12 protein-coding genes are annotated in these 17,625 nt (G+C 66.6%); 4 read left to right on the top strand and 8 right to left on the bottom strand.

Translation table 11 applies throughout. The features are described from left to right. Positions 1–120 precede the first annotated feature (120 nt). From AC07A6_RS01355 to AC07A6_RS01340, 4 genes are all read right to left on the bottom strand, one after another. Positions 121–3,312, bottom strand: coding sequence for a type I restriction endonuclease subunit R (locus AC07A6_RS01355; protein WP_478775591.1), 3,192 nt, complete (start codon positions 3,310–3,312; stop codon positions 121–123). Beyond that, positions 3,309–4,619, bottom strand: coding sequence for a restriction endonuclease subunit S (locus AC07A6_RS01350; protein WP_362464751.1), 1,311 nt, complete (start codon positions 4,617–4,619; stop codon positions 3,309–3,311). The genes AC07A6_RS01355 and AC07A6_RS01350 overlap by 4 nt, the downstream gene beginning before the upstream one ends. Continuing rightward, the gene (locus AC07A6_RS01345; RefSeq protein WP_362464748.1) at positions 4,616–6,610 is read right to left on the bottom strand and encodes a type I restriction-modification system subunit M; all 1,995 of its coding nucleotides are present in this window, start codon (positions 6,608–6,610) and stop codon (positions 4,616–4,618) included. Before AC07A6_RS01345 ends, AC07A6_RS01350 begins: the two co-directional genes overlap by 4 nt. Positions 6,611–6,699: 89 nt before the next feature. After that, the gene (locus AC07A6_RS01340) at positions 6,700–8,865 is read right to left on the bottom strand and encodes an HsdM family class I SAM-dependent methyltransferase (protein WP_478775590.1); all 2,166 of its coding nucleotides are present in this window, start codon (positions 8,863–8,865) and stop codon (positions 6,700–6,702) included. A gap of 146 nt (positions 8,866–9,011) precedes the next feature. On the opposite strand from AC07A6_RS01340, the gene AC07A6_RS01335 reads away from it, so the two are divergent. After that, complete coding sequence (locus tag AC07A6_RS01335) at positions 9,012–10,697, top strand: DUF6119 family protein (RefSeq protein WP_478775589.1); 1,686 nt, start codon at positions 9,012–9,014, stop codon at positions 10,695–10,697. Positions 10,698–11,397: 700 nt separating this feature from the next. Here the strand turns inward: AC07A6_RS01335 and AC07A6_RS01330 are convergent. Together AC07A6_RS01330 and AC07A6_RS01325 are read right to left on the bottom strand one after the other, a co-directional pair. Beyond that, complete coding sequence (locus AC07A6_RS01330) at positions 11,398–12,195, bottom strand: tyrosine-type recombinase/integrase (RefSeq protein ID WP_478775588.1); 798 nt, start codon at positions 12,193–12,195, stop codon at positions 11,398–11,400. Between the two features lie 354 nt (positions 12,196–12,549). Then, on the bottom strand, positions 12,550–12,756 hold the full coding sequence (locus AC07A6_RS01325) for a helix-turn-helix transcriptional regulator (protein ID WP_478775587.1): 207 nt from the start codon (positions 12,754–12,756) through the stop codon (positions 12,550–12,552). Between the two features lie 923 nt (positions 12,757–13,679). Here AC07A6_RS01325 and AC07A6_RS01320 point away from each other — a divergent pair. The 3 genes from AC07A6_RS01320 (at position 13,680) to AC07A6_RS01310 (ending at position 15,773) form a co-directional block, all read left to right on the top strand. Beyond that, entirely contained in the window at positions 13,680–14,489 is an 810-nt protein-coding gene (locus tag AC07A6_RS01320) for a protein kinase family protein (RefSeq protein ID WP_478775586.1), read from the top strand. A 94-nt stretch (positions 14,490–14,583) separates the two neighbouring features. Beyond that, on the top strand, positions 14,584–15,048 hold the full coding sequence (locus AC07A6_RS01315) for an NUDIX hydrolase (RefSeq protein ID WP_478775585.1): 465 nt from the start codon (positions 14,584–14,586) through the stop codon (positions 15,046–15,048). A 227-nt stretch (positions 15,049–15,275) separates the two neighbouring features. Beyond that, positions 15,276–15,773, top strand: a complete 498-nt coding sequence (locus AC07A6_RS01310; RefSeq protein ID WP_478775584.1) for an N-acetyltransferase family protein — start codon at positions 15,276–15,278, stop codon at positions 15,771–15,773. Between the two features lie 84 nt (positions 15,774–15,857). On the opposite strand, the gene AC07A6_RS01305 is transcribed toward AC07A6_RS01310, so the two are convergent. Next, positions 15,858–16,394, bottom strand: coding sequence for a PIN domain-containing protein (locus AC07A6_RS01305; protein WP_478775583.1), 537 nt, complete (start codon positions 16,392–16,394; stop codon positions 15,858–15,860). After that, positions 16,391–17,494, bottom strand: a complete 1,104-nt coding sequence (locus AC07A6_RS01300; RefSeq protein WP_478775582.1) for a helix-turn-helix domain-containing protein — start codon at positions 17,492–17,494, stop codon at positions 16,391–16,393. The genes AC07A6_RS01305 and AC07A6_RS01300 overlap by 4 nt, the downstream gene beginning before the upstream one ends. Positions 17,495–17,625: the final 131 nt, after the last annotated feature.

Here is a 17,625-nt window from a genome sequence, read left to right as displayed (position 1 = left end):
GGCGGAAACCTGCCTGGGTTTCCGGGCTCGGCGGTTCCCCTTGGTCCCAAAGGGTTTGAGAGGGCGGGGTCCCTGGGGACACGGGGGGGGGGGAGGGGGCCACCGGCACGGGCCGAGGGGCTACGCGGCGTCGTCCACGCCCTCTTCGCGGCGGATCATCCGCCACGCGGCGCGGCGGGCACTGCGGTCAAGGCTGGACTTGAAGTTCCGGTCGGCGCCGAAGTACTGGCGGCCGAGTCCGGCGATGGAGTCGACGTGGTCGGCCATCTTGTCCGCGAAGACCTTGTCGAAGACCTTGCCGAAGTTGTCCTCGTCGTTGACGACAGCCGCAGCCCGGACCTTCGCGTCGGCCTTGGCCTCCTCGAAGGGCCGGATGACGTCCTGCTCGGTGAACTCCGTACCGAACTTGGCGTTGAACTTCTCGATCAGCTCCGACAGAAGCGACTTCTCGGCCTCCTTGGCACCGCCCGGCCCCTCACCGAAGCCCGGCATCGTCGCAGACCCTTCCGGGCTGAGGGAGACGTCGTGCTCGCCGGTCTTCTGCACGCGCAGGTGGCTGAGGTCCACATCGCCGATGTCCACGCCCCCGTCCGTACGCCCGCGCAGCCGGGTGAGGAGGTAACGGCCGTAGAGGTGAAGCCGTTCCAGGTCGGGGTCGTGGTAGGGCACGATCTGGGCGAGGAAGCCGTACTTGCGTACATAGTCGTGGAGGTCGGCGCGGAAGTCCTCGGCCGTCTTGGCCTCGTCCTCATCCTCGTCGTTGTCGCGCAGGGCCTCGTAGCGGGTGACTGCCGGAGACAGCCGCCGGTAGAGCTCGGCGTGCAGCTTCTCCCACTTGGCCTGCGAGCCGGCGGCCTTCTCCTTCGCCTCGAAGTAGGCGGAGGCGAACTCGTCCATCTCCGCTTCGGAGATGATCGGCGCGGACATGACCCGGCTCTGGGCGGTGTAGAGCAGGTTGGGGTCCGAGGGGAGGGTGTTCGCCTCCTCGAAGTACGGGCGGAACGCCTCCTTGATGTCCTCGGCCTCGTTGGTGAAGTCCAGGACGGCAAGGTCGGCCTGCGCCTTGCGTTCGGCGGTGCGGTTCAGACGGGAGAGGGTCTGGACGGCCGCGATGCCGGTCAGCGTCTTGTTGACGTACATGGTCGTCAACAGGGGCTGGTCGAAGCCGGTCTGGTACTTCTCGGCAACGACCAGGATCCGGTACTCCTGCTGCCCCTTCGCCCCGGCCTTGACCGCCTTGTCGTCGGCGCGCGTGTAGCCGAAAGCCTTGGGCAGGGCGGTTTCGGAGAGGCCCCCGTTCTCTTTCGGCTCGGTGGTCTCCTCGCCGTCGATGGTGAGGGAGCCCGAGAAGGCGACCAGCACGCCCAGGTCCGGGTACCTGGTGTGGTAGTCGCGGTCCTTGATGTAGCTCTTGATGGCACGGGCCATCTGGACGGCGGAGTGCCGGGAGGCGGTCACGACCATGGACTTGGCACGCCCGCCGAGCCGACCCCGGGTGTGGGCGACGAAGTGCTCGACGATCACCTGTGCGTGCTGGGAGACGGTCGAGTCATGGGTGAGCACATACCGGGCGAGGAGCGAGTTCGCCTTGGCGGGGTCGACCTCGCGCTCGTCGTGGTTCTGGTTCACCAGCTTCCAGTACGTGTTGTACGTGACGTAGTTGCGCAGCGGGTCGAGAATGAACCCTTCCTCGATGGCCTGGCGCATGGAGTACGTGTGGAAGGGACGGTAGGCGGCCTTGCCGTTCACCTGGTCCGGGGTACCGAAGAGCTCGAGGGTCTTGGACTTGGGGGTGGCGGTGAAGGCGAAGTAGGAGAGGTTGGCGGCCCGGGAGCGCTCGAGGGCCTTCTTCTTGAGCTTGTCGGTGACGGTGACGCTGGTCGCGCCGGCCTCGTCGGAGTCGGAGTCGAGGCCGAGTTCGCGGAGAGCGGCGCGGACGGAAGTCGCAGCGTCGCCGGACTGGGAGGAGTGAGCCTCGTCGATGACGATCGCGAAGGTGGTGCCCTTGATCTCGGTCGGGTTGCGCTGGAGGTAGTCGAGCAGAGCGGGGAACGAATGCAGGGTGACGGTGACGATCTTGCCGGTGTCACGGGAGAGGGCGCGGGCGAGCTGCTCGCTCTTGGCGCCGTGCTTCTCGTCGATCTTGACGACCAGGCCGTCGGTCTGGGAGAAGCTGCCGACCGTCTCGCGGAGCTGGGCGTCCAGATTCCGGCGGTCGGTGATGACGATGACCTTGTCGAAGACGGGTGCCCCGGGCTTGATGAAGCCGGCGGACAGGGCCTCGGTGTCCAGCGTGCGGGGGTCGTTGTCCGCGTGCAGGTCGGAGAGGCGGTGGACGAGCCAGCCGATGGTGTTGGACTTGCCGGACCCGGCCGAGGCCATGATCAGGTAGTTCTGACCGGCGCCGTGGGTGGCGGCGTGGGCGGTCAGCTTCTTGACCACGTCCCACTGGTGGTAGCGCGGGAAGATCGTGGTGCGGGTGGTGCCGCCGCCGGGGGTCTTGGACTTCTGCTGGTGGACGAAGCGCTGGAGGAGGTCCAGCCAGTTGTCCCGCTCCCAGACCTGCTCCCAGAGGTAGGAGGTCGCGTACTGACCGAAGGCCGTGGGGACCGGGTTGCCGGCGCCGCCGGGGCGTCCGGGGCCTTCGGATCCTGCGTTGAAGGGGAGGAAGCGGGTGTTCTTGCCCTTGAGCGCGGTCGCGACGAAGACCAGGTCGGGGTCCACGGCGAAGTTCGCCATGACCCGACGGGTGAAGATCAGCTCGGTGGGGTCGCGGTCGGTCCGGTACTGCTTCTTGGCCTGCTCGACGCCCTGACCGGTGAGCGGGTTCTTGAGCTCGGCGGTAGCGACGGGGATGCCGTTGAGGAACAGGGTCAGGTCGAGCCGGTTGTTCCAGTCGAGCTGCTTCGTGGCGTACGGCAGCTCGCGGACGACGCTGAGGCGGTTGGCGCGGTAGCCGTCGAGGACGGAGTCGTCGGCGACCAGGTTTGGCTTGAAGTAGGCCACCCGGAGGAGTACGCCGCGGTCCTTGACGCCGTTGCGGAGGACGTGGAGCAGACCATCATTGGCGATGGCCTGGTCGAGGCGGCGGGCGAACCCGCGCTGGGCTTCGTTGGCGTCGCCGTAGATGGTGCGGAGCTCATGCCACTCCTCGGCCTGGGTATCGCCGAGGAACTCGAAGAGTTCCTGGGTGTCCAGGCCGAGGTCGGGCTGATAGCCGGCGGGGCTGACCTCGCACCAGCCCCGCTCGATCATCGCGGCCACTATCGCTTCGCCGAACGCGGACTCACTGTGGACGGGGCCGGGGCTCATGCGGTGATTCCCTCCGTGACGTTGCCCCCGCTGGCGGTGGGAACGTCAAACTGGCCGGTTACGGCGGCGGTGATCAGGGCTTGTCGCCGTTCGGCGAGGAGGCCGAGTTGATGTGCGAGGAGACGCTTCGCAGATTGAGAACTGTCGATCATGGTTTGCGCCTCGGTTGCCAGGGCGCGCTGGGTAGCCACACTCGGGAGCGGGATCGGGAAACTCATGATCTTGCTGCTGTTCGTAGAGGCCAAGTTCGTCGTCTTCGATCCGGTGCTCTCGAAATAGCACCGCCCATGCAACGTGCTCGTCATCAATGCCAAGTAGTCGCCATCAAGACGGTCTGTTTCCGGGCGCAGCGCAAAAACATGATTCTGGTGAAGGCATCCCGACAGCTCCCCCCGCCACACGGCCCCCCTCCCGAGCTTGTCCAAGTCGCCACCTTCGGTCATGAGAACGTCTCCGGGACGGAGGGACGTTCGATGCGCGATCTCGCGAGGGACCGTGATTTCAACGACGGAATCAAGGTCGACATGGCCAGCCTGCACGTTAGCGACTCGAAGGTAGGGGCGGGTCACTACATCACCCGAGAGATCGCGCTTACTGTCGACCGTCAGCCCGTTCTGGAGTCGGCAGACGTACCCGAGCCGCACGAGCGGCCTATCACCTGGCATCGCGGGCAGCCAGGGCCAAGGGCCACAAGACTGTCGAGGCCCCAGGATGCCAGGTACCAAGATCTCGGAAACCGATGCATAGACACGCTCTTCCAGCCGAAGCAGCTGGAGACGTCGAAGATCTATCAGCCGGTCGATGCGGGCGGTCTCACTGTCAAGGAAGTCGGCGATACGGCCCTGCTCAGACAGCGGCGGAAGGGGAACACGCAGGGCTCGAAAGTCATCACGTGACAAATACTGCTGAATCGCTCCAGTCGCCAGCGCCTGCATGCTGTCCTGCATTGCATGCATCAGATAGAAGAGGAATCGAGACTCGACTTCGGGGCCAGGCGAAAGACCGATGAAAGTCTGATTTGAAACCAACGGCTCTCGCACAATCGCCGTTGCACCCATGGAGCAGCTACAGCTGCAAAGAACCGTACCTGGACGGAGCACTCGGAGATTCATACTTGCCACTTGTGCAGCCGTCACCCCCTGGCCCGACTTGGAGGCTCGAATCTCCTGACCATCGAAATCTTCGATGCGCACCCACGGGATCGGCCCGTTCAATGGATGCGGCTTGTCACGTTGAGGTACGTGCGTTTCAACGAGAAACCCCAGTCGGGCAACGCGCCAGCCGGCCGGAAACGAGGAGAGATTCATTCCGTCACCTCGCCCAGCAGCGCCTGAATCTCCGCCTCCAGAGCCTTCAGCTCTGCGTCGATCTCCGCCAGCGGCCTCGGCGGTTCGTACACGTAGAAGTGCCGCGTGAGCGGGATCTCGTAGCCGATCTTCGTCTTCGTGTGGTCGATCCACGCGTCCGGGACGTGCGGGTGGACCTCTCTCTTGAGGTGCTCCTCGACGTCCTCGCCCAGCGGGACGTTCTCGTAGTCCCGCAACTCCGTGTCCGGCTCCGGCTCACCCTTGATCATCTGCACCTCGCCTTCGGGGTCGCGGACGCCCACGGCTTCTCGTACTGACTTCACGAAGGGCGCACCCCCAGGCCACAGCAGCCCAGCGGCTACTACCGCGTCCTTCAGCGCCAGGAACGCGTCCGACTTTGTCGTCCACGAGGCGCCGAGCAGCGGCCGGAGCGCCTCCACGAACCTCTCCGGCTGCGGGAGTCGGTGAACTGGCTTAGCCGCCACCAGAGCAGCCAACGTGTCCTCGGTAACCTCGAAGCGGAGTTTCAGCGGGCGCTCGACGGTGATGCGCTGGTAGCCGAAGGCCGTGTTGTCGAAGACCTTGACCTTGGCGTGGAGTTCGTGATTCGGGTCGGCCGCGGCCTGGACAGCCTCCGCGTACAGGCGCGTCACGTCCGCGATGTGCTGCTTGCCCAGCTCCTTGCGCTTGTCGCCGAGCGACTTGCGCATCTTCTGGAACTGGTCACGCGCGTCCAGCAGGACGACCTTGCCCTTGTGGTCCGGGGACTTGCGGTTGGTGAGGATCCAGAAGTACGTGGAAATACCGGTGTTGTAGAAGAGCTGGTCCGGGAGGGCGACGACCGCCTCCAGCCAGTCGTTCTCCAGGATCCACCGGCGGATCTCGGACTCTCCGGAGCCGGCCGCGCCGGTGGAGAGCGGGGAGCCATTGAAGACGATGGCGATGCGGGAGCCGCCACCGCCCTTCGCGTCCACCGGCTTCATCATCGAGATCATGTGCTGGAGGAAGAGAAGCGAGCCATCGTTGATACGTGGCAGGCCAGCGGCGAAGCGGCCAGCCTCGCCCATGTGCTTGTGCTCGTACTCGACCTCGTCCTTGACCTTCTTCCACTCCACGCCGAAGGGCGGGTTGGCCAGGAGGTAGTCGAACTTCTCCCGCCGGTGTGCGGGGTCGCTGAAGGAGTTACCGAAGGCGATGTGCTCAGGGTCCTGGCCCTTGATCATCAGGTCGGACCGGCAGATGGCCCAGGACTCGGGGTTGAGCTCCTGGCCGTACACCTCCACCGTGGCGTCCGGGTTCAGGGACCGGATGTGGTCCTCGGCGGCCGACAGCATGCCGCCGGTACCGCAGGCCGGGTCCATGACCGTACGCACCACGCCTGGTACCTGAAGCGCGTCGCCGTCCGGCGCGATCAGAAGGTTGACCATGAGCTTGATGACCTCGCGGGGGGTGAAGTGCTCACCCGCCGTCTCGTTGGACTGCTCCGCGAAGCGGCGGATCAGCTCCTCGAAGATGTAACCCATGTTGTGGTTGGGCACGACCTCGGGGTGCAGGTCCAGGTCGGTGAACTTGCCGATGACCTGGTAGAGCAGGTCGGCACTCGCGAGCCGCTTGATCTGCTGGGCGAACTCGTACTTGTCGAGAACCTCGCGAGCGTTGTCCGAGAAGGCGGCGACGTAGATCTGGAGGTTCTCCGCCGCACTCTGCGGGTCCGCGGCGATCTTCTTCAGGGTCAGGTCGCTCTTGTTGTAGAACGAGTGGCCCGAGGCCTTGCGCAGCCAGTAGTCCGGGTCGATGTCCTTCTGGTCCTTGTACTGGGCGGCGGTCTCCGCGACCTTGTCCCGAGTCGGCTCCAGGACGCATTCCAGTCGGCGCAGCACCGTGAACGGCAGGATGACCTTGCCGTAGTCGGACTGCTTGTAGTCGCCGCGCAGGAGGTCGGCGACGGACCAGGCGTGGTTCGCCAGTTCCGTGTGCTTACTGCTGTTCAAGGGGTTCCCCGGTTTCCTTCCGGACCGTCCCGCCCAAGGGAAGCGGGTGCGGACAAGTGTGGTGGATGGTCGAGAAGTGCACGTGTGGTTCAGGCCGGTTCGGTAGCCGGGGCCGTGGCCGGCAGGAGCGCTCCGCCTGTGAGGCCGCCCGTCAGCAGGGCTGCCGTCTCCTCCGCGAGGCGCGCGGCCTGCCGTGCCCGCGCTCGTAGTTCGTGGACGTGCCGGAAGGCCTCGCCGTAACGCCGCTGCTCGTCCAGTGGCAGCAGCGGGACCCGTAGCCGACCCGCAGCCACGTGCAGGACGGTACTGCCGGTGGAGGCCCCCGCGACGTTCTCCGCCGAGCCGACGAACCCGGCCAGGAACCAGGAGTCCAGGCGCGCTGGGTCCGGGCGCAGGAGATGAATCTGGGGCCCGAGGAGCGCACCCGCATCACCCTCATCAGCCACTCGGGCCATCGGCCCAGCACCGCCCGCGATAGCCCGTACCAGGACGTCGCCGACGGCGATCGCGGGCACAGGAACCGCCGAACGGAGTTCCGCCGGGTCGCCGGTCGGGCCCGTCCCGCGTGCGATGTCCGCTCCGGTGAGGACCAGCGGCGCCGTTGCGGAGGCGGCCTCTTCCGGCTCCGGTTCCGATCCCTTGGCGTCCGGCACGGTACGAAGCAGGGTCAGCGCCCCGCCCCGGGCGAGGTCGGAGGCGGTGGCGGTACGCCATTCACGGGCCGAGCCGCCTCGTTCGGGTGGGGTCCAGGCGCTGAGGTCCGCTGCGTCGAGGAGGGCGCGGGCGGCTTCGGTCAGCTCGCGGCGGCCCGTCTCCGTGCGCGTGGACAGCTCGACGGGGTCGACGTCCGTGCGTGAGATGCGCACCTGGCGGGCCGGGGTGAGGTCGACGAGGTCGTCGAGGAGGTCCACGACCGGTACCGCACGTGCGGCGCCGGGCTCGGCCGCGAACCCGTCCGGGTCGGCGGTGAAGGCCTCCCAGTGGGCGAGCGTCCGCGCCGTCAGGCCGGCCCAGTCGATCGGGGCACGGAAGGAACCCGTACGCGGCGAGCCCGCCGTCTGTTCCCCGGCACCCGATCCGGACGGCCCTGCCAGGTCGATGAACAGCACCGACTTCCGCTCCGGGCCGCCCGGCTCTGGCCGTTGCAGTACCCACAGCTGCAGGCCCACGTGCAGCGGCGGTGCGGCCCCGGCCGGGAGAGCCAGTACAGCTCGCACGGCGCCGCCCCGCACCAGCTCCGCCCGCACCCGGCGCCCGGAGGAGCGGGAGGCGGTGGCGGGCGGCAGGATCAGCACGGCACAGCCGCCCGGCGCGAGGTGGGCAAGGCAGTGCTGCACCCAGGCGAGCTCTGACTCGGACCGGCCCGGCACCCCATATGCCCAGCGCGGGTCGTAGGCAAGCTCGTCGTGGCCCCAGTCGCGATCCCCGTACGGCGGGTTGCAGACCACGGCGTCTGCCGTCAGGCCGGGGAAGGCGTCCGCGCGCAGGCTGTCCCCGATGCGTACAGTGATCTCGGCCCGGGGCGCGGCGAGGCTCAGCCCGACCGCGGCGCGCTGGGCCTGTACGGGTACGGAGTCCTGGCCGAGGAGGGCGGTGGCGCCGCGCCCTGCGGCGGCTGCCAGAAGCGCACCGCTGCCGCAGGCCGGGTCCAGTACTCGCGCGACCCTGGTCGGAAGCAGCTCCGCAACCAGCCGCGCCAAGGGTTCAGGGGTCCCGTAGACGCCGGTCGCAGCACTGTCCTCCAGTTCCCTTTCCGCGAGCACCGCGAGCGCGGCCGGGCCACCCTCCTCACGGACGCAGCGTAGGACGGCGCGCAGTGTGGGGCCGTCGGATGCGGCGAACGGGGAACCCGCGGGCGCCTGCCCCGGGAGTGAGGCCTGGAGCTCAGCCACCTCTTCGGCAGCGCGGGCGACGAGCTCGTCGTCCGTGAGGTCGGCGAGCGCCGCCGTCTCGTCCGGGGAGCGTCGGGCGAGGGTGAGGACGAAGCCGATGTGACCGGTCGTCCTCTCCGGGTCGGAGGCCTGGAAACGGACCGAGGTGCGCAGCTCTTCCCGGGGGTCGGCGACCTGCGTGTGACCGCGTGAGCCGAGCCACGCCTGGACCGCTCCGAGATCGTAAAGCGGACTGGTGTCGGTGCCGCCGGACGGATGGGGGAAGTCAGCGTGCCGTCGACGCCAGTTGCTGACGGTGGCCCGGGTGACGCCGGCAATGCGGGAGATCTCCGCAGCCGTCACATGGGCTTTTGTCTCAGGCATGACCGGGCGACACCTCTCCTCTTTGGCGAGCAGTTCACACCTTACCCCACAACCCGAGCAATGATTCATGTTTGACAGCGCTTTCAATGGTGCATCTACTGGGCGTCGTTAGCACCATGGCCCGCTTCACCAGCCCGGGAGTCCCCATGCCGCTCGGTCCGACCATCACCCACAGCCCTCCCACCGCCCCCACGACCCGGCGCAGCGCTGTCTACCTGCTCCGGGACACGGGCCCGTCTCCCGCAGACCTGCGCGCAGCGCTCAACCCCAGGTACGAGCGCGAACACTCCTTCGCCGTGGAAGACGTGATGGTCGGGGACACCCGGGCACTCCTCTGTCACGGAGTAATCGGCCACCACCGGCCGCCCGACTGGACCTCCGCCGTGCACACCCTCACCAGGCGGAGGCCCCCCGTGGAGAACCGCACCTCGGCGTGCGTCCTGCTCCTCCCCGTCGCCGACGACGTCTTCGCACTCACCTTCGGCATGGGGCACCTGCTGCTCGACCAGAGCCGGATCTTCCCCGGCTTCGGCTTCGACTTCGTCCTGCGCGCGGCGCAGCCCGACGCCATCCGCCAGGTCACGCACAGCCTGATGGACGCCAGAGGTCGCACGGATCGGAGCTCGGCAGCCCAGGGCCAGCACATCCGCGCGTTCCCCATCGAGGAGTACGGAGAGGTGGTGAGCCGACTGGTCGGCACCCTGAGCTCGACGGAACTCACGATCGGGAAGCACAGCCGGCGAACGGCCCAGGTGGCCGGCACGGACGCCCTGAAGATCCATCTCGGTGCGCAGCCCGAAGACCTGCTCCACGACCTCACGCAGATCAGGGCGATCCTCGCCCGCCGCTCTCCCGCACCGGAGTTCGAGGCGATCGCCCGCGTCCGGCCGCTCAAGAGCGGAGACCCACGACGCAGCGACCTGGAGGCCCGCCTCAACGATCTGCTGGGCGCCTCGACGGACACCGGATCGCTGGCTCTGGCCGTCCCCGCCGCCTGCCTCGACCAGGAGGACGCCGCGCTCTCCTACCGGGTGAAGGTCGGACCCGTCCGCCGCCTCATGCCTTCTCCGGCGATCGACGACATTCTGGAGCTGCTCGGCGGCATCCCGCCCGGCAGGCGCCTGGAAGCCCTGTCCGCGGGTTACATACAGATGCACCGGGACGAGGCGGGCGCCGAACCGGTGAGCGCCCAGGTGAAGGCCCACAAGTGGATCACGGCCGAAATCCCGCTCGGCGCCAGCCGCTACTTCCACCACGAAGGGCGCTGGTTCGAGATCGGCGACCAGTACCTGGAGGGCATCCGGAGCGAGGTCGACGCCCTCCTCACCGCACCGGCCGGCTGTGCGTTGCCGGCCTGGACGGCAAACCTCGCGACGGAGGAGGCATACAACCTGGAGGCAGCGAAGCGTGGTTACGTCTGCCTGGATCGCCGGCTGATCAAGACTGGCCAGCACCCGCACGGCTTCGAGGCCGCGGATCTGCTCGCCGAGGACGGAACTCTGATCCATGTCAAAAGGGCTGCCTCCTCGGCGCCGCTGAGTCATCTCTTCGCCCAGGGCAGGATCTCCGCCGAGGCTCTGCGCTTCGACGCGGAGGCGCGCGCCGAGTTCGTCCGCCGTGTGCGGGAACGACGGCCGGGGCATCCTGTGGGCAAGGAATTCACCCCGCGGAGGGTCGTCTATGCGATCTCGCTTAAGAGCGGGAAGGCCCTGACTACAACGAACCTGTTCACCTTCGCCCAGGTGGCCCTGCTGCAGGCAACCCGTGCGCTGCGCGCCCACGGCATAGACGTGGCTGTGGTCGGCATTCCGTCCGTGGACTCCAGCCCCTGACCCGTGTCCGGGAAGGCTAGCCCTTCATGCCGCGCATGGACCCCTTCCAGGGCGGACGATCTGAAGCCCGTCCCCGGGCACTGGAACCCCTACGGCCCCTGAAACCAGTACCTCGGCCGACCGTCTCAAGCCGGACATGAACGACCATCAGACGCTGGGTCGTTCATGCCTCAAATGTGCGTTCAGCGGGCCTTCTCGGCAGGCTCCAGGATCGCCACGCACTCCACGTGGTGCGTCATCGTTAACATGTAGCGGGGAGTCCAACCTGCAAACATGCAGGTCAGAGAGGGTTTCTTGCCGCGTAAATGATCTCTCAGACGCCGAGAGCGTCAAACGAGCGTCAGACTCAGCAAGCGCCGATCCGCGCGCTTGGGCTCTGCGGGGAGCTTCCACGCACCCATAGCCATCCGCCGAAGCCAAGGTCTGGCACTTGAATCCGCCGTCTGGTCATCGGTCAGTTGCATGCCAGCTCCTATTTTGGCCGCCCACTCGTGGTTCGTCCAGCAGGCGGCGGAACCCGCGACACACGCTCTTCGGGAAGCACCCAGCCGCCCCAGCCAGTCCCCCGACCGCTGGCGCCCTCCCCGTGCCTGCCAGTCCCCCGTCCAGACTGCCAAAGGGCCCACCGAGGAAGGCGGAGGGAAACACCGAGCTCACGAACGACTGCGCCCTGTCCGTGACGGACAGGGCGCAAAGTCGTTCATGCGGCGATGATCAGCGGGGCTTCCAGGCGCTCCCACGCCCCGAGGACAGCCTTATGAGCGTCCGGCTGCAGGTGAGCGTAGCGCTGAGTGGTCTGGAAGCTTTCGTGACCCAGGAGGTGCTGGACCTCGTACAGGGAGACTCCCTTCTGCACGAGCCACGACGCGCAGGTGTGGCGCATGGAGTGCGGGGGGTAGTGCGGGACGGGCTGTTGCTCGCCGTCCGTGTCGAAGAAGGAAGCCTCGCCCACCGCTGGCCACCAGGTCTGCCGCCTCCAGTTGCCGTCATCGAGGCGACGCCCAGCACGGCCCTTGGTAGTGGTAGTGAAGACGAGTGCTTCCCGCTCAATCCGATGGGTGTGGCGTTCGAGCGCCTCCAGGACATGGGCCGGAAGGGGTACTTCCCGGCGGCTCTTCGAGCTCTTGGGGTACTCCTTGATCCCGCTCTTGGTGTTGACCTCCACCACGAACAGGCGCGAGCGGCGCCGGTCGATGCGATGGCTGTGAAGGCCGGCGAGTTCACCCCAGCGCAGACCCGTGTAGAAGCCCAACAGACACATGGTCCGCCACGGGGTCGAGAGTTCGTCCAGGACACTCTGTGCCTGGTCGAGCGTGAACCATTGCGGAGGCTTGACCGCGATGGTGGGCAGGTCAATGCTGCGACAGGGACTCACCGGAAGCACGTCGTCGTCCACGGCTGCGCGCATGATGGAGGACGTCAGGTTGTAGGCGCGCCTGATCGCAGAAGCTCCCACCTCCTTGTCCACCAATACACGGATCCAGGTCTGGACATCCATACGCGTGATGTCCCCCATCTCCCAGGCAGCCCAATGCGGCAGAACGTGGTTCTTGATGCTGGACGCATCTCCGCGCAGCGTCTGCGGCTCTGCGACCCTCGCACCCCACCATCGGTCGTGCCACTCCCTGAAGGAGATCTCACCCGCGCGAGGATTTCGCAGGGTTCCGCGAGCGAACTGAGCCTCCTTGTCGAGCCCCCAGGTCCGAGCCTGCGTTTTCAGCGGAAACGATTCACTGAATCGGTCTCCAGCCCGATTGCGTACGGTCGCCTGCCAGTTACCGGTTTTCAATCTACGCAGGTACAGAACTGTTCCTTACTTCGGAAGTGAAGAGGCCAATGTGGCAGGGCAGGGCTAGTGGCGAGCCGCCGCGGAAGCCACCATTCGGCTGCTGATGAACTCGTCGAGGCCAGCAATTGGGACGCGTACACGAGACCGCCCCGTGCCGGTACGCAGGTCAACGACGGGCAGGTCCCCAGCGGCGATGAAGCGGTATACCGTGCGTCGGTCGACATCCAGGGCGGCTGCGACAGCGGGAATCGAGAGCAAACGTGAGTGCACAGGGAGCTCCTTAGGACATCGAGGTGCCAAGCACCAGGGCGAGGGATAACCGAGCCGTCCGCACGGCTCCACCGCCAAGCACAGCCGCTGCGAACAGATCCAATGATCCGGAGAATCCGTGATTTCCGAATTCACGGATCGGGTGATAGAAGCCCGGCACCACCATTTTCTGCGCAGGCCCCGCCGAACTACCCCTGCTCGGGCCCCCCGCGAGCGACAGGTCAGGATTGCGCGCTGCGGTGCCTCTTGCCCATCTCAGCCGCGTACGACTTGGTGGACGACTTCCCGCTCCACTTCCCGCAGTCGCACGCAGCCAGGTACCGCGCCCGGCCAGCGCACCCTGCAGTGAGCGGAATTCCTCCCCGCGTGTGCTCGTGCGCCGACGGGCACACCGTTCCGTCCTCGTGCATTCCGGTGACCTTGATCCTGTGCCGTGCCATGCAGCTCCCCATCCAAACAGCGGGAAGACCCGCACTCATCCAGGATGCGAATATCCCCTGACCTGCAGCTTTGGTCAGATCAGTACGTTGACATGGGCTGCGGTGCGATCTCCAGTCATTGGGCCCGGTCGCCGGTCTGCCACCAGCGAACTCGGCCACGAGAATTGCCTGCCGACGGCCGCTACGCCGTTCGCGACCTAATCGGTGGCCCTTCGGAATACTCGGTGTTCCGAAACAGCCGAAGCAGTCAGGATGGAGAAGACTGTGGTCGCCGACCCGCGGTGCTGCGTGCTTGAGAACGCCTCTCAACCTTCGTGTCGTACGACTCGGCATGCCGGAGGCCCACATGGCCCCCGAGAGCCTTCCACTCCTTCGCGCCTCTTCTATGTCTGCCGTGCGGGAGTCCTCCGGGCCGGGCGCGGATTCATGCCTCGTACGGGAAACTCCCTGCGGCGTCGGACCAGACTTGGCACGATCACGGACATGACGCCACACCCCCTCCTTGACGTCGCCCACGTGGCCGCAGTCGACTCCTACATTGCGGACATCGGAACGATCTTTCGCACGTTCGCTGATCAGGACTCCGGATGTGTCTCGTACGGCGTCCTTGTCCATGGGCGGAGCTGGTTCGTGAAGAACGCTTCGTCGCCCGCGGCGGTGTCCTCGCTGCGTCGAGCCATCAGCGTGCACCAGGCCGTGTCTCACCCAGCCATCACGCCCCTGCTGCACAGCATCACGACGGACGAGGGCCAGGCCCTCGTCTACCCCTGGGTGCCGGGCGAAGTCCTCTACCACCCCACCAGGTCACAAAGCGGAGGCAGAACGGCGCCCGACAGCCCGATGGCCCGCTTCCGTAGGCTTCCGCTACCCGAGGTCCACGCCGCCTTGGACACCGTTCTAGATGCCCATCTCGCGGTGGAGGCTGCGGGGCTCGTGGCGGTCGACCTCTATGACGGCTGCATGCTGTACGACTTCGAAGAGCAGCGGATGAGGCTGTGCGACCTTGACGAGTACCGGCAGGGCCCGTTCACGCTGGACGCCGACCGGCTCCCTGGCTCCAGCCGGTACATGGCGCCGGAGGAGTTCGTACGCGGCTCGGTCATCGATGTCCGGACGACGGTGTTCAACCTCGGCAGGGCTCTGAGGCTCCTCCTTGACGCCGGCGACGCGGAGGATCAGTGGCGCGGTAGCCGCGGCCAGCTGGCCGTGTCCCAACGAGCCACAACAGCAGACCCAGCGCGGCGGTTCCCCTCGGTACGCTCGCTTGTCGAAGCCTGGCGGACAGCAACCTGAGTGACCTGGCATTCCCCCTCGGCCAGCGTCCAGGACGGCGGCGGGACGCATCGAAGCAATGTCGCAACGTTCACCACGAGCGAGAGGTATAGGGATGCCGATCATCAGGTGCAGTGCCAGGGCCATCTTGTTGGACGGTGACGAGCTCATCCTCATCAAGCGCACGAAGCCGGGCCGCGACCCGTACTGGGTGGCAGTTGGTGGGGGCGTGGAGGCTATCGACTCGAGCATCGAGGACGCCCTCCACCGCGAGGTGTTCGAGGAGCTCGGCGGCAAGCTGAACAGAGCGGAGCTGGTGCTCCTCATCACGGATGTGCTCGAGGACGGCGTGGGGGTGCAGCACATCTTCGCCGCACGCCTGGAGCAGATGGACATCGAGGCACGTACGGGCACCGAGTTCGACAAGCCCGAGCGGGGCGGCTATGAGGTCGTGCACGTACCGTTCACTGCGGAGGCGATCCGGCAGCTCGATCTGATGCCACCGGAGCTGGCCGCCTTCGCCGCCGGCAACGTCGAGGCCATCAAGGCCGTACTCGACGTCCAGGTCCGCGCTTCCTGACCACTGGCATGTTCATCGGCTGTATAGGCCCAGACTGGCGGTCTCAGGGCATACCAGCCTCGGCAGCACTACTCCACCGCAAGACTCGCTGACGCAGGGGTCTGGTTCCCGGCTTGTGGTTCTGGCTGAACTTCTGCGGTGCGAATCATTGGGGGCACCCAACCGGAATTCACACGCGATCACGCTGATGGGTCCCATACGGTGCCGAGATGTTGACCGTACGAGCGATGACGGAATCTGACGTTGCGGCCGTATCAGCAATACGAGTGACCTGCTGGAAGACCGCCTATGCCGGGATCATGCCGCGGACCTACCTCGATCGCATGACGGTTGAGGCAGATGCCCTGCATCGTCGGCACCACTTCAAGAGGACCAGGGAGGGCACAACCAACCTGGTGGCGGTCGACACCGGTGGAACAGTGGTGGGTTGGGCTTGCCTCGGGCCCTATCGCGGGACCGGAGCCTGTGCGACCGCGGGTGAGCTCTACGCTCTGTACGTTCAGCCCTCACTCATCGGATCCGGAATCGGTCGCACGCTACTTGAAGCCGTGCACGCTCACGCTCTCGCCCGCTACTTCGATCCGGTTCTGCTGTGGGTCCTGACCAATAACAGCACGGCACGTCGGTTCTACGAACGAGCCGGCTATGTCGCTGATGGTGCTGTCCAGGATGACGACTACGACGGAGTGTGCGTGTCCGAAGTTCGCTACCGCCGCAACCTGTAGGAGCCTCAAAGCCAGCTGGCAGTCCGCGCCAAGTCGCTGGCTGCCATCAGTCTGATGCGCGCTCGTACAGGGGCATTCTTGACCCTACTCGAGGTCGGCGACAGACCGGGGCATCCGGGGGTGGCGGTCCTTGTCCCGCATCTGCTGCATGAGGTCGAACCCGTTCTGCGCCGTGATCAAGCCCGCCTTGACAGCGAGGCGCAACACATCGAGCGTCTCCGCAGTCGCGATGCCCTCCTCGCGTGCATAGTACAGCGATTCCCGGTCATCCGATATCCAACAAGACCCGTCGAACTCGGCCCAGTTCCTGATGACATGGCAGGTCTCGGCCTCGCCCAGGTGTTCCAAGACACGATCGGCAGAGCCGCCGAACACAGCCGTACGGATACGCAGGATGCTGGCTCTGTCCGACTGGTCCGTGACACGGATCGCTTCGCCGAGCCAGCCCTGTAGACCTAGATTTTGCAGGGCGGGGTGCCACCGTGCCGACTTACGGGCCTCCCGCGCCACGGCCTCGGTCCATCTGCCCCGCCCGTCGAGAACCTCGCGGAGGAGGCCGAGGCGTTCGACGGCGGCAAAGTTGCACAGGACGGTGTTGTCGGGGAACAGGAAGTCGCTCATGCGTCACCGCCGTTGTCCTGCTCCGGCTCAAGCTCGCTCCTGAGCTCGTCCACCTCAACGCCGAGCAGTGTGGCGTAAGGACGCAGCGTCGACTTGCCAGCCTCATAGGCAGCGCGTGTGTCGCGTACGAGCAGCCCGGGCAGCCGGGGTTCCTGGGACAGGGCAGCCCTCTGGTCGAACTCCTCGGCGCGGCCTGCGAGCTGCGCGGCCTCGCTTGCCGTCATCCGCTTGAAGTGGTCGGACGTGCCGGCGTCGATCAGCCGCAGATGGAGCAGCCGGAAGGCGAGCGCGGCGGGACTGACCTTCAGGTCGCAGACCAGGGCCGCATAGCCCTCGCGGGTCAGGCCTGGGGCGATTGCGGCTCGCAGGATCTCCTCGGGCATGAGGAGGGTCGATGCGAAGGCGTTGGCGCGTTGCTCGCCCGGATCCCTCTTCTGGGCTGGGCCGAAGATGTCTTGGTCAAGATGGACATCCTGGTTGTCACCGGCCAGGAGGTGTCCGAGTTCGTGGGCGAGGGTGAATCGCTGACGGGCGGGGTTGGCGGTGGTTGCCAGGAGGATGAGCTTGGTGCCCTCGGCCGTGGCCGCGAGGCCGTCGAATCCGTCGTCGAGCCGGACGACGGCTACGTCGGCACCGAAGGTCACCTCGATCAGTTCCGCCAGGCTTCCTGCCGTGATCGACCGGCCTTGGCGCTCCACCTCCTTGAGGGCTGCTCGTGCCAGCGCTTCTCCCTGAGCGGCGTAGCTGCTGCCTGCGCGCGCCGCCGCGGTGACGGGCCGCCAAGGTTGCGGGTAGCCGAGCGTGTCAAGGTCCGTACGTCGGGACGTGTACTCCCGAGCCGCTTCCAGGGCCTCGGCGGCTTGGCCGGTGGTTGTCCGCGCCGCTACGACCAGCGGGGGTTCGGCTCCGGTCAGCAGCCAGTCCATGGAGACCTCGCAGGCATCGGCGATGCAGGCGAGGTCGACGACGGAGAAGGGGCTCGTACCGTTGAGCGCTTCGGAGAGCTGCGTGGCGTCGAGGTCGACGTGCTCGGCGAAGTCGTGGAGGTTCAAGCCGGACTGTTCCATCAGGCTTCGAACACGGTCGGAAAGACTGGACACTGGTGGACAGTAGCCCGCTGCCTGCACAATTCACAAGACGAGTCGGTGGTCGCTACACAGGCCGTGTTGGCCGCCGGCCAACGCGGGTACTGCGGGATCAGAGCGGTTTTCGGCAGGCGATCGTCGGCTGT

The organism is Streptomyces sp. NPDC044002 (genome assembly GCF_056434525.1).
This window is presented reverse-complemented; position numbering and strand designations above follow the sequence as displayed.

Excerpts from the sequence above, each read along its gene's own strand:
- AC07A6_RS01340 (WP_478775590.1), bottom strand. The coding sequence starts at position 8,865 with ATGCCTGAGACAAAAGCCCATGTGACGGCTGCGGAGATCTCCCGCATT.
- AC07A6_RS01330 (WP_478775588.1), bottom strand. The coding sequence starts at position 12,195 with ATGGATGTCCAGACCTGGATCCGTGTATTGGTGGACAAGGAGGTGGGA.
- AC07A6_RS01355 (WP_478775591.1), bottom strand. The coding sequence starts at position 3,312 with ATGAGCCCCGGCCCCGTCCACAGTGAGTCCGCGTTCGGCGAAGCGATA.
- AC07A6_RS01310 (WP_478775584.1), top strand. The coding sequence starts at position 15,276 with ATGACGGAATCTGACGTTGCGGCCGTATCAGCAATACGAGTGACCTGC.
- AC07A6_RS01315 (WP_478775585.1), top strand. The coding sequence starts at position 14,584 with ATGCCGATCATCAGGTGCAGTGCCAGGGCCATCTTGTTGGACGGTGAC.
- AC07A6_RS01305 (WP_478775583.1), bottom strand. The coding sequence starts at position 16,394 with ATGAGCGACTTCCTGTTCCCCGACAACACCGTCCTGTGCAACTTTGCC.
- AC07A6_RS01350 (WP_362464751.1), bottom strand. The coding sequence starts at position 4,619 with ATGAATCTCTCCTCGTTTCCGGCCGGCTGGCGCGTTGCCCGACTGGGG.
- AC07A6_RS01335 (WP_478775589.1), top strand. The coding sequence starts at position 9,012 with ATGCCGCTCGGTCCGACCATCACCCACAGCCCTCCCACCGCCCCCACG.
- AC07A6_RS01320 (WP_478775586.1), top strand. The coding sequence starts at position 13,680 with ATGACGCCACACCCCCTCCTTGACGTCGCCCACGTGGCCGCAGTCGAC.